We start from the raw sequence: 11,694 nt of genomic DNA on the forward strand, positions 1-11,694 counted from the left end.
TCCTCCAGGTACAGCGCCGTCCAGACCTTGCCGAGCACGCCGCGCAGGCCGAAACGTTCGAAGACGAGGCCCATCGCCTGGCCGAACAGCTCCGTCCCCGCGGCCTCGTTCTCGGCGGGTTCGGGCTCCGCCCTGGGGCGCCGCCCCTGCACTACTCCCCCGCGTCCTGACCGGCGTCGGCGTCTGCGTCGGTGTCCGTGTCGGAATCCGAGTCCGAATCGACATCCGTGTCCGAATCGATTCCGCCGGACAGGTCTGTATCGTTACCGCCGTCGCACGACGCGACGAGCAGCCCGCCGACCATCGCCGCGGCGCCGACCTTTCGCAGGAAACGCTTGTTCCTCTGCCTCTTCGGGGCGAGCCGCTCGACCAACGAGCCGAGCGAGGCTCTGGGCAGCGCCGCCAGGAGCGCCCGCTCGGACGCGGTCACGGCGATCTCCGCCGAGGAGATCGCGGCCATGGGATCGGCGAGCAGCCTCTCCTTGAACTCCGCGTCGCGCGCGGCGCGCAGGAGGACGTGCTCCAGGTTCACGGGCACCTCGGCCTCGGCGCGATGGCCACGATGATCTCTTCGGTTGTTGTCCATGTCCGGATTGTAGCATCCTACCGTGGTGTTCTCCATCCGGCAGTTCCGATACGGTGCGGACAACCTCGCGTACGTCGTGCACGCGGGCGGCGAGGCGATGGCGATCGACGGCGGCGCGGCGCAGGAGATCCTCGGCTTTCTCCGCGAGCGCCGGCTCGTCCTGAAGATCGTGACGAACACCCACGGCCACGGCGATCACACACCCGGGAACGTCGCGCTGCTCGGAGCGTCGAGCGCGGCGCTGCTCGAGCCGTCGGCGCTCTCGAAGCGGCCCGAGCCGATCCCGCTCGGCGGCGGCCGGATCGAGGTGATCCCCACGCCGGGCCACTCGCGCGACTCGATCACGTTCTACACCGGCGCCGCGGCGATCACCGGCGACACGCTGTTCAACTTCACCATCGGCAACTGCTTCACGGGCGATCTCGGCGCGTTCCACGCCTCGATCCGCGCGCTCATGGCGCTGCCGGACGCGACGCTCGTGTACGCGGGCCACGACTACGTCCGCGACTCCCTCGAGGCCGCCGCGCGCCTGGAGCCCGGCAACCCGGAGATCGCGCCGTGCCTCGGGCGGTACGTTCCTGAACACGTCGTGTCCACTCTGGGCGACGAGCGGCGCGTGAACCCCTACCTGCGGTTCGACGAGCCATCGATCGTCGCCCTGCTCGCGGCGCGCGGGCTGCCGATCGCGACCGAGCGCGACAGGTGGCGATCGCTGATGTCGATCGGGTGAGGCCCTCACTCGCAGGCGATCCGCCACGCGGTGAGATCCCAGTCCTTGACGAGCGTAGAGAACCCCTCGAGCGCCGGATCGCCGCAGATCTCGTCCGCGAGATCCTGGCCGTCGGCGGTGTCGTCGACGTACTCCACGTGGAACACCGCCTTGCCCGCCACGACGAACGGCGCGTAGCGATCGCACTCGTCGTACGCGAAGCACTCCTCGTTGAGCGCCCAGTCGTAGCACGGCTCGAGCACAACGAGCTGATCCACGTCGTTCTTCAACCCGACCGAGAGGCCGCGCGCGTGCGCCTCCTCGGCGATGAACGCGTTGTAGTCGAGCTGATCGAAGCCGTCGAAGTCGAACCCCGAGTCGTTGTCCTCGAGGTAACCGTCCATGTTGTCCGGCTCCACGCCGTCGCACTCCTTGTCGACCGCGACGTCGAGACGGGCCCGCATGAGCTCCCGCACCGTCTCGTCGCGCACGTCGAGCCACTTCTCGTCCGGCCAGTCCTCCATCGCGTTGCCGATCACCTCGTCCGGGAACTCGCCCGCGTCGTCGCGCCACTCCTCCCACGTGCCGGCGGAGAAGTAGCAGACGACGAACCGCCCGTCCGCGTGGAGCCCGTCGATCACCGACTGCTCGGTGTTGAACAGGTCGATGTCGTACATCGCCACGCCGATGCCGGTGTCGATCGCGCCCGTGAGCTGCCACTGCCACGTCGTCCCCGCCGCCAGGTCGCCCGCGGGTTCGCCCTCGCAGCCGCCGTCCCAGGCGCTCCAGTCGGGCGGCCCGTCGTCGCCGTCGTCGTCCCCTCCGCCGCAGCCCGGGGCGAGAGAGAGCGCGAGAACCGGCAGGAACAACCCGAAACCTCTGATCCTTCTCATCTTCTCCCCCTTTCGGACGGCTCGGATGCGGAATGTCAGCTCTGCGGGAGGCAGGCGCCGCCGCCGCTCGTGAGCTCCGCGCACCAGTCGGTGTAATAGCCGCAGTCCGCCTGGTAGTCGCACCCGTCGTAGAAGCAACCGTAGCTGCTCGTGTCGTAGCCGTAGCACACGCCGTAGGAGCACCCGTACAGGTCGCAGTCGGATTCCGGCGGGGTCGAGTCCGGGTAGCCGAAGCAGACGCCGATCCCGTCGGCGTAGAGGCACTCCCCCGTCGAGGTTCCCTCCACCGTCGAGCAGGCGATCGGCGTGCAGCGAGGCCAGCAGTAGAGATCCCCTTCCGCCGGGAACCCGTTCACGCAGACGTAGCTCGACGGGTCGTCGCAGGCGTCGCCCACCTCGCAGCACACCTGTTCGGAAGCGCCGCACGTCGGGTCGTCGACATCGCTGTCCGAGTCCGAGTCCGAGTCGGAGTCCGAATCCGAGTCGGAGTCCGAATCCGAGTCGGAATCCGAGTCCGAGTCCGAGTCGGCGTCCGAATCCGAGTCGGAATCCGAGTCCGAGTCCGAGTCGGCGTCGCCACCTGTGTTGTCTACCGTCCCGCCCGCGCAGCCCGCCGAAGCGAACAGCGGGAGCAACACCAAGATCGACAGCCTCCGAAAGCGCATTACCTTCGACCTCCGTCCGGGTGACCCGGCTTTCTCCCATGGATGATACAGCATCCCGCGACCCTCAATCCACCCAGAGCGCGTCGAGGTGGAAGTTGCGCCGCTTCGGGCTCGCGGCCGACACGCCGAGCGTCACCGACCGGCACCGCTCGTCCGGGAGGCGGAACGACGCGCCCCGCAGCCCCGGCGCGTTGGGGAAGACGTGGCGCCCGATCTGCCGCGTGCCGCACCGCACGACGACCTCGACGTCCGCGCGGCGCCACTGCGGCGCGCCGTCCACGAGCCCGCCGTAGACGGTCACCCACCGAGGCTCCCCGATTACGGGCAGATCGATCACGCGCTCGCCCTTCCCGGACGGCCGCGCCTCGAGCATCGCCCGCGGCACCTTGAGGAACCGCGCCGGCTTCAGCTCCGGAATCGCCGCCCGCGCGCCATCGTGCCGCGCCCTGAACACGGCGATCCGGAACCGGCCGCGCCGGTCGTTGGACTCCTCCGTGTACGGGCCGTCCCCGTCGCTCCCGAGATACAGGGCGCGGTGCTCGTCGAGCAGCCCGTACCGCTCCACGGCGAAGATCCGCGACGGCTCGAGCGGGTTCGGTATCGCCGCGCGACGCGGCAGGAGGAGCGTGTAAGGGTCCGACGCGAGCCTCGCCCGTGCGCGGAGATCGCGCCCGGCGAGTATCGGTTTGGCGAACAGGAACGCCACGCGGTATCCGGATCGGTCGAGCACGAGATCGCCCGGCCTGAGCTCGGCGCGCAGGTACGACTCCGTGCTGCGCCGGCCCCCGTCGGCGAAGTGCGCGCGCAGCGGCAGCAGCATGGCGACGAGCGCCGCGGCGACGCAGACCCAGCCGAGGATCTCCGCGGCCGCGACGATCCGCGGGCGGGCGGCGGCGAGCGCGGCGATCCGCGACGGCGCCTCGGCGACCCTCGGTGCGGCGCCGGCGGCGACCGTGGCGGCCAGTGCGAGCGCGCACACGCCGATCCAGAAGCTCATCCAGATAATCGGGTTGAACGCCACGAACAGCGCGTAGGCGACCGCGGCGAGCGAGAGCGCGCCGGCGGGCGTGCGCTGGCGCCACGCGGCGAAGGCGATCACGATCGCGACCGAGCCGAGTTGGAGCGGCAGGAGCCAGGCGGCCATCCCTTCTTTGTAGAGCGGTCCCGAGAGCCCCATCATCCCGTAGAACCACTTCGAGTGCGCCGGCCCGTACTCGAGGAGCCAGCGCACGGTCCCCGCATAGAACGCGTCCGGATCCCGCAGCACGAACGGCGTGAAGATCGCCGCCGCTACGAGGCCGGTGATCAGCAGCGCGCGGAACAGCGTCCTCGCGCCGAAGCCGCGGGCGAGCCAGATCGCCGCGAACGGGGCCAGCACGAGGTTGAACGGCCGCACGGCGAGCGCGGCCCCGAGGAGCGCCCCCGCGAGGAGCGGCCGTCGTGTGGCGACGGCGGCGCCGAAGCAAGCGACGATCGCCCAGTCGAGGTTCGGCTCCGCGTAGATGCCGTTCCAGTGCACGTCGGGCAGGAACAGGGTGGCCGCGACGCCGACCAGCACCGGCCCGCGCAGCGGCGCCCGCAAATAGAGCGCCGCGCCCCCGACGGCGATCGCGGCGATCCCGTCCGCGAGGACGCAGGTGAACCGGACGTCCGCGCCGAGCAGGTACGCGGGCAGGTGCGCGAGCCACAGCCCCGGCGGGTACGTGAGCGGCACCTGGGAGCCGACCTGCATCTGGTGCAGGCCGTACGGGTTCTCGCCCGACGTGAAGCGGTCCAGCGCGCTCAGCACGAGGGCGAGCATGTCGCGGCGCGCGGGATCGATCTCCCACTGCCAGAGGCCGGCCGTGCGGGCGACGATCCCCGCGGCGACGATCAGCGCGAGCGAGAGCGCCGGTCGCGGCGGCCGGGCGACGACGACGGCGAGCACCGCCCAGGCCGCGCCGAACGCGATCCAGACGGGCTGGTCCATCCGGAACAGCACCATCTTCTGGTGGACCGCGCCGGTCGCGAGGTGCGCGAGCAGCAGCCCCGCGACAGCCGCCGCCACGCGCAGCCAGTGGGCCTCGGCGCCGCGGGCGAACCACAACACCCCCGCCCCCGCAGCCTCATTCTTCCCGCTCAGCCTCGGCGCGACGAGCGCGAGCCCGGCCGCCCACAGCGCGAGCAGCCCGAAGAAGACGGGCGTCGTCTCGAGCGGCGCCCTGTGGGTGTCCGCGACGCAGATCAGCGCCATCAGGGCGAGCGGGATCAGGGCGGCTGCGTTCGCGACGACCTGCATCGATGCGGCTCCGGCAGATTGACACGTGCGAGTCGGGAACAATATAAGAGCGGCGCGCCCCGGTCCACAGCAAATGGTCGTCTTGAGACACATAGCCCGCTGGCTGAAGCTCGCCCTCGAGCCTTCGCCCACGAGGCCGTTCTTCGCCGTGCTCGGCGTATACGCCGTGCTGGAGCTCGCATTCATAGCGGTCGTCTTCTGGAAGCACGGGTTCCGCCTGCGCGATCCGCTCGTCGCCCTGTACTTCGCGGAGAAGATCGTCTTCGACTTCGCGCTCTACTACGCGGTGGCGGGGGCGCTCCTCAGGCTGACCCGCCGCGCCTGGCCCGCGTTCACCTTCTCGTTCCTCTATTTCGGCGTCATGATCGCGGACACGTTCGTCTACTACTTCGCGAGCACGCTGCTCGAGCTGCAGCACCTCTCCCTGATCGAGGGGTACAGCCTCGCGGGCTTCGTCACCCCGGCCGGCATCGGCTTCGCGGCGGGCTTCGTCGTCCTCCTCGCCGCGCTCTACCTGGCCCTGCGGCGGCTCGCGCCCAAGGCGACATGGCCGAGCGCCGCGCGGTTCGCCGCCGTCGCGATCGCGCTGGCCGCGGCGAGGATCCCGACCCGGGCCTCGGAGGTCAACAAGGCGGACGATCGCTACGACAAGGTGATCATGGTGTTCCGCAACGCGCAGCTCGAGTACGCGTCGCAGAACCCGCTCGTCGGCTTCGTCAACGACATCGTCCTGCGCAGCGTCTCGGAGAAGCTGTACACGATGAAGGGCTCCGAGACGTACCGCAAGTACATGAGGGACTACGACTTCGCCGCCGAGGACTACCGCGTCTCGAAGAGCTTCGTCCCGTACGAGAGCGCTATCCGCGAGCTCGAGCTGCCGCTCGGCGAGCGCCGCTACGGGGACCTCGGCCTCGGCGAGCTCCGGCGCGTCGTCGTCGTCTTCGCCGAGTCGTTCGGGACCGATCTGCTGCGCTGCCGGAACCCGGCGCTCCCGTACGACGTCGCCCCGAACCTGTGCGCCCCGCGGCTGCGCGACCGGACGTTCCACAACATGACGGCCTCGGGAACGCCCACGCTGCAGGGGATGACCACCGCCTACGCGAGCCACCCGAACTACGACATCCAGAAGCTCACGGGCTACCAGAACTACCTCACGAGGCTCGTCAAGGCGCACGGCTACAAGACGCTGTTCATGCGCAGCGCGTCGCGCTACTTCGCCGACGAGAACATCGTGTTCGCGCGGTGGGGCTTCGATCGCGTCGTCGCGCGGGAGGACTTCTACGAGCGCGAGGAGCTGCGGAAGTACATCTACGGCTGGGGGCTCGAGGACCGGATCCTGTACGACGAGGTCGTCGCCGAGCTCGCGCGGCGCCGCGACGAGAAGCTGTTCGTCACCGTGCTCGGGACGGACATGCACCCGCTGCACGGCCAGGGGAAGTTCGCGCACCTCACCTACCCGCCGCTGCCCGGCGACTTCGCGGTGTTCAAGACCGCGCGGCACTTCATGAAGGCGGTCCACCACGTCGACCACGATCTCTCGCGGTTCATCGACCGCCTGACCGAGAAGGGGCTTCTCGGCGAGGACGCGGCGCTGTTCATCGTCGCCGACCACTCGTGCCCGCCGAACGCGGTGACGATGCGGATCCCCGGCCACACGCGGGAGCCGCTCGGCAAGATCCCGTTCGTCGTCTGGACCGGGCGCGATCTCGGCCCGTTCGAGACCGGGAGGCTCGCCTCGCAGATCGACGTGGCGCCGACCGTCGCCCACGTCATGGGGCTGCCCATCCCCGCCGGCTGGTGGGGCGAGAGCCTGCTCGCCGAGTCGAAGAGGAACCCGGCGATCGGCTACGACAAGGGCCGCATGCGGCTCGAGATGCAGGACGGCGGCGGCCGCCTCTACAACCTCAAGAAGCCCGACACCGTCCCGGACGAAGTCGAAAAGCTCTTCCACACCGTTTTCGTCCCCTGACACGATTCTTCAGGCCGATTCCCGTGTTTTGTGGAACCGTATGAAGAAGAATCAACAAGGAGCACCCTTATGACGCGCACATCACGAGTTCTGCTCTCCTCGACGTCGGCCGTCGCGGGGCTCGCCCTTACGGCGGTCCTCGGCGCCTGCGACCCGATCGGCATCCCGGCCGCCGCCATGGTGGACAAGCGGCCCGCGGAGATCGTCGGCGGCGACACCTGCACCGACTCGACCTGCCCGGACGCGGTCGGCGCGCTCGTCTCGGGCTGGGGCGGCGCGTTCTGCACGGCCACGCTGATCGACGCGCAGTGGGTCCTGACCGCGGCGCACTGCGTCGCGGGGTACACCACGAGCGTCGACTTCCTGATCGGCAACGACGAGGACACGGGCGACACCTACGCGACGAACGCCGCCTACGCCCACCCGGACTACGACGAGGATCTCGTCATCAACGACATCGCGCTCGTCCACCTCTCGTCGCCGATCGGCTCCACGGTCGCCACGCCGATCCCGATCAACACGACGGCCCTGACCGACGCCATCGAGGGCGAGCTCGTGTTCTACGCCGGCTTCGGCGCAACGAGCGGCTCGGGCGGGGGCAGCGGGACCAGGCGCTACACCGAGATGGAGCTCTACAGGCTCGGCGAGATAGAGTACTCGAGCCGCTACGTCGACACGAGCTCCGGCATCTGCTTCGGCGACTCGGGCGGGCCCGGGATCTACAACCTCGGCAGCGGCGACCGCGTTATCGGCGTCAACTCGACCGTGAGCTCCACGGGCGGCGACGAGTGCATGGGGTACTACAACGACACCCGCGTCGACGCCTACGCCGCCTGGATCAACGGCTACCTCGGCGATCCGATCCCGGACTGCAACGACGACATCGGGCTCTGCGTCTGCGACGACGCCTGCCAGGGCGACGGCACGTGCGACAACGCCGTGTGCGGCACGGAGGCCTGCGGCGACACCTACATGTGCATGGCGTACTGCGACGCGACGGCGGCCTGCGTGAGCGACTGCTACGTCATGGCCGAGGACGGCGTGCTCGACGACGTGGACGACGTCATGAACTGCTTCTACAACAACTGCGCCGGCGAGACGACGGATGCGGGGTTCCTCCACTGCATCGTCGACGAGTGCCCGAACCAGATCGAGTCTTGCTGGGACGTCGCGCTGTGCGATCTCCTCGGCGGCGACTGCGGCTCGACCCAGGCCTGCCGCCCCGTGGGCTCGTACGGGTTCACGGACTGCCTCACGACGGACACGGCCGAGTACGGCGAGCCGTGCGACGCGGGCGCCTCGGATCCGACCTCGTGCGGCGACGGCTACATCTGCCTGACCGAGGCGAGCCTCGGCGGCGGGATCTGCCACCAGATCTGCAGCGACGGCGGCGACTGCACCGAGGGCGGCGGCGAGTGCGACCTGATCTTCCCGGTCCCCAACGACGCCTACGGCGCGTGCGACGACGACTTTACGGGGACCGACTCGGACACCGACTCCGACACCGATTCCGACACCGATTCGGATTCGGATTCGGACTCCGATTCCGACTCCGATTCGGACACGGACGCCGACTCGGATTCGGACACCGACGTGCTGACCCCGGCGGACGACGGCTGCGGATGCAGGACGACCGGCAGGCCGGCGCCGGCCGCGGGCCTCCTCTCCCTCATCCTCTGCTGATCGCCCGCCCGCGGTCGAACCGCTCCCACAACCGGTACGTCCACACGGCCGCCGCGGCCATGCCGAGCCGCGGCACGGTGATCCAGAGCGCCCACGCGCCGACGGCCACGAAGAGGATCGTGTCCTCGAGCAGGGAGTGGCACAGGGCAACCGAGATGTTCAGGGTGTTCACGTCGCTCCTGTCGAGCCGTCCGGCCTTGGCCTCCTCCACGATGATGCCGCCGCCGTACGCGAGCCCGAGCGTGTTCGCGACGAGCCAGAGGAACGCCACCTTGCGGTTGAGGCCGAGCACCCACATGGCCGGGCCGAGGGCACGCGACAGGACGCGGATGGCGCCCAGCTCGTCGAGCAGCCGCTGCGCCACGGTGAGCGACACGACGATCACCGCGATCTTCAGCAGGAGCGTTCCCGCGGATCGCGCCCAGGCGGCGAGCGCGCCTAGCAGCGAGATCGCGTCCTGCGACATCGAGGCCGCGGCCCCCGCGTGCACCACCACCCCGTCGTCTGCGGGAAGGAAGAGGTTGAGCGCGAGGCCGCCGACGCACGCGCCGCCGATGCGGAGGAGCGCCATCGCCACCCCCGAGGTCCCGGTGCGCCGCTGGATGGGCGACTCGACGAGGAGGTTGGGGCAGACGGGGATCATCAGCGCGAGGATCGTGAGCTCGCGCCCGGTCAGGGGGAAGGCGCTGAAGGCGGCGATGGCGGAGTAGCAGTTCACGAGCGCCCCGGTGAGAAAGGCGATCGCCGTCTCCTCCGGCACGCCGAAAAGGCCGAGCACGGGCGCGACGTAGCCGGCCGCGCTGTCGAGCGCGCCGCTCCACGCGAGCAGCGTCACCGAGAGGGAGACCGGGACGACGAGGACCGCGAGCCACGCCGTGGTCTTGAGACCGCCGAGCGCTCCCGTGCGGGCCGCGCGCCGCAAACGCTCGGATCGGTTGAGTGGGGCGGGCTCCCCCAACCTACTTGCCGGCCTTGAAGATCCCGCTGAAGCGCTTGAGCAGGCCGTCCTCGGGATCCAGCGCCGCGATCTGCTCGAGCTCGCCGTCGTCGAGCCACACGCCGCCGCACGACATGCACTTGTCGATCTTCACCTCGCGGAACTCGATCTCGCTGAGCTCCATGCCGCACTTGGGGCAGCGCATGTAGTGGAACTCCTGGAGGCGCTTGCGCTCCGCCTCCTCCAGCTCGGCGCGGTGCTTCTCGGCGAGCGCCTTGAGCTTCTCGGCCTCTTTCTTCAGGAAGTACTCTTCTTCTTTGTCGCTGCGGTTGAAGGCGCACATGTGGAAACCTCGCTTGTGCTCTCGCGGCCGACGAGATGGCCGACGGCGGGATCTTCAGCCGAGCGGAGCACGGCTGTCAAGACTTGGGGCGGGGACTTGGGGCGGGCGCTCAGCGCAGCGGCCTGCCGATGGCGAGCGAGGCGTAGACGATCCATTCGGGCGGCGTCTCCTCTCCGACCCAGCCGTAGCCGGTCGGCTGGCGCGCGGCGTCGACCGGGAGCAGCAGCTCGCCGGTGCCGAAGCCCGTACCGCCGATCGGCTTGGAGTCCTCGGCGTGGCGGAACTTCGACGCGTCGGCGACGCGCACGACGACCCCGCGGACCGGGACCATCACCGGCCTCGGCTCGGACACGACGAACGCGACGTGGCCGGTGCTCTTCGAGTCGAACCACTTGGGCCGCTCCCACGCGATCACGTCGCCGGGCCTCGCCGCCGTCGCGTCGGCGACGCGCATCCACGCCCCGCGGCGCTGGCCGGGCTTCAGCTTGGCGATGGTCCTGTAGTAGTGGACCGCCAGCGGCCGCCCGCCCTCGGGGCGCTTCACCTGCTTGAGCGCCGTCGGCGCCCCGCGCCTCAGGATCCACTCGGCCATCCCCGAGCAGTCGAAGAGGTACTCGCCCAGGCTCTGTCGGACCCGCGTCGCGTGCTGGTACTTCGTCGCCGTCAGGCTGGCTTGGATCTTCTCTATGACGGTGACGACCCGCGCTGGCCCGGGCTTGGGCGGCGCCGCCTTCCCGGCCGCCGACGGGATCGCCGCTGCGAGGAGCGCGGCTACCACGAGAGCTCGGACGGTCCACGCGCGCATGGCCACCTCCAGAAGCTTGGACGTCGGAAGAAGGGAAACGATGAGCGACGGGAGATTATTCGATCCCGGGCACGGCGCCGGCTACGCGGAACACGAGGAACTCGTCGTGGTTGTAGCCCTCGAGCGGCGAGGGCATGTCGCCCGCGTAGACCGTCCCGCTCTGGTGCCAGATCCAGTCCGCCTCGGGCGGGATGTTGACGTAGGCCGCGGTCGCCCAGGGCTCGCTCGTGTAAGGCGAGATCGGCGTCGAGGGATCGTTGTCGTACCCTGCCGCGGCCGCCGGGGTCACCCAGAGATCGTACATCTGGGCGAACGCGATCGCCGTGTCGACCATCGTCTGGTCGGGCATCACGCCCGCGGGCCAGAGCCCGACCCCGTACGGGTTCGTCTCCGCGTACGCGCCCGCCGGGAACACCTCCCAGACGTCGTCGCCCGTGTTCGTGGTCTTGTCGAGCGTCACGTTCGTGAACGTCCCGATGAACCCCTGCGCGACGAACTGATCCGAGGAGGTCGCGACGTACAGGTAGTCGGTCGGCAGCCTGCCCACGGCCGTGAACGGGAACTCGAGCGTCCAGTTCCCGCCGCTCCCCACGACCGCGCCCGTCGTGCCGGTCGGCGTGCCGAAGTACACGTCGAACTGGTTGTCCACGGTCAGGTACATGACCCAGTCCTCGAGGGGCGGCAGCTCGTCGATCTCGTCATCGCAGTCCTCGTCGATCCCCGTGTCCAGGAGCTCCTCGGCGTTGGGGTGTACCGCCGGATCGCCGTCGTCGCAGTCGAACGGGAGGCACCACGAGTCGGAGTCCATGTCGACGCACTCCGCTTC

11 protein-coding genes are annotated in these 11,694 nt (G+C 69.8%); 3 read left to right on the forward strand and 8 right to left on the reverse strand.

What is annotated here, in order from left to right:
* Positions 1–151 precede the first annotated feature (151 nt).
* Complete coding sequence (locus M0R80_11215) at positions 152–586, reverse strand: nitrile hydratase subunit alpha (protein MCK9460199.1); 435 nt, start codon at positions 584–586, stop codon at positions 152–154.
* A gap of 22 nt (positions 587–608) precedes the next feature.
* Between M0R80_11215 and M0R80_11220 the strand changes: the two genes are divergently transcribed.
* Positions 609–1,316, forward strand: coding sequence for a hydroxyacylglutathione hydrolase (locus tag M0R80_11220; GenBank protein MCK9460200.1), 708 nt, complete (start codon positions 609–611; stop codon positions 1,314–1,316).
* Positions 1,317–1,321: 5 nt separating this feature from the next.
* On the opposite strand, the gene M0R80_11225 is transcribed toward M0R80_11220, so the two are convergent.
* From M0R80_11225 to M0R80_11235, 3 genes are all read right to left on the reverse strand, one after another.
* Positions 1,322–2,188 (reverse strand): endo alpha-1,4 polygalactosaminidase, encoded by an 867-nt coding sequence (locus tag M0R80_11225; GenBank protein MCK9460201.1) that lies wholly within the window; start codon positions 2,186–2,188, stop codon positions 1,322–1,324.
* A gap of 35 nt (positions 2,189–2,223) precedes the next feature.
* Positions 2,224–2,853: a hypothetical protein gene (locus M0R80_11230; protein MCK9460202.1), complete on the reverse strand. Its 630-nt coding sequence runs from the start codon at positions 2,851–2,853 to the stop codon at positions 2,224–2,226.
* Between the two features lie 64 nt (positions 2,854–2,917).
* Positions 2,918–5,131, reverse strand: a complete 2,214-nt coding sequence (locus tag M0R80_11235) for a hypothetical protein (GenBank protein ID MCK9460203.1) — start codon at positions 5,129–5,131, stop codon at positions 2,918–2,920.
* Between the two features lie 82 nt (positions 5,132–5,213).
* Between M0R80_11235 and M0R80_11240 the strand changes: the two genes are divergently transcribed.
* Positions 5,214–7,100, forward strand: a complete 1,887-nt coding sequence (locus tag M0R80_11240; protein MCK9460204.1) for a sulfatase-like hydrolase/transferase — start codon at positions 5,214–5,216, stop codon at positions 7,098–7,100.
* A gap of 69 nt (positions 7,101–7,169) precedes the next feature.
* A complete protein-coding gene (locus M0R80_11245) occupies positions 7,170–8,783 on the forward strand; it encodes a S1 family peptidase (protein MCK9460205.1) in 1,614 nt (537 codons plus the stop codon).
* On the opposite strand, the gene M0R80_11250 is transcribed toward M0R80_11245, so the two are convergent.
* The 4 genes from M0R80_11250 to M0R80_11265 all read right to left on the reverse strand — a co-directional run.
* A complete protein-coding gene (locus M0R80_11250) occupies positions 8,770–9,705 on the reverse strand; it encodes a nucleoside recognition protein (GenBank protein MCK9460206.1) in 936 nt (311 codons plus the stop codon). The genes M0R80_11245 and M0R80_11250 overlap by 14 nt on opposite strands.
* A 37-nt stretch (positions 9,706–9,742) precedes the next feature.
* A complete protein-coding gene (locus M0R80_11255; GenBank protein MCK9460207.1) occupies positions 9,743–10,063 on the reverse strand; it encodes a zf-TFIIB domain-containing protein in 321 nt (106 codons plus the stop codon).
* Positions 10,064–10,172: 109 nt separating this feature from the next.
* On the reverse strand, positions 10,173–10,868 hold the full coding sequence (locus M0R80_11260) for a hypothetical protein (protein ID MCK9460208.1): 696 nt from the start codon (positions 10,866–10,868) through the stop codon (positions 10,173–10,175).
* 55 nt (positions 10,869–10,923) lie between these two features.
* Positions 10,924–11,694: putative metal-binding motif-containing protein (locus M0R80_11265; GenBank protein MCK9460209.1), on the reverse strand; the 771-nt coding region annotated here is incomplete at its 5' end.

This window comes from Pseudomonadota bacterium (assembly GCA_023229365.1).
In the GTDB taxonomy this organism is placed as follows: Bacteria; Myxococcota_A; Polyangia; order JAAYKL01; family JAAYKL01; genus JALNZK01.

Excerpts from the sequence above, each read along its gene's own strand:
- M0R80_11215 (MCK9460199.1), bottom strand. The coding sequence starts at position 586 with ATGGACAACAACCGAAGAGATCATCGTGGCCATCGCGCCGAGGCCGAG.
- M0R80_11225 (MCK9460201.1), bottom strand. The coding sequence starts at position 2,188 with ATGAGAAGGATCAGAGGTTTCGGGTTGTTCCTGCCGGTTCTCGCGCTC.
- M0R80_11230 (MCK9460202.1), bottom strand. The coding sequence starts at position 2,853 with ATGCGCTTTCGGAGGCTGTCGATCTTGGTGTTGCTCCCGCTGTTCGCT.
- M0R80_11235 (MCK9460203.1), bottom strand. The coding sequence starts at position 5,131 with ATGCAGGTCGTCGCGAACGCAGCCGCCCTGATCCCGCTCGCCCTGATG.
- M0R80_11245 (MCK9460205.1), top strand. The coding sequence starts at position 7,170 with ATGACGCGCACATCACGAGTTCTGCTCTCCTCGACGTCGGCCGTCGCG.
- M0R80_11255 (MCK9460207.1), bottom strand. The coding sequence starts at position 10,063 with ATGTGCGCCTTCAACCGCAGCGACAAAGAAGAAGAGTACTTCCTGAAG.
- M0R80_11260 (MCK9460208.1), bottom strand. The coding sequence starts at position 10,868 with ATGCGCGCGTGGACCGTCCGAGCTCTCGTGGTAGCCGCGCTCCTCGCA.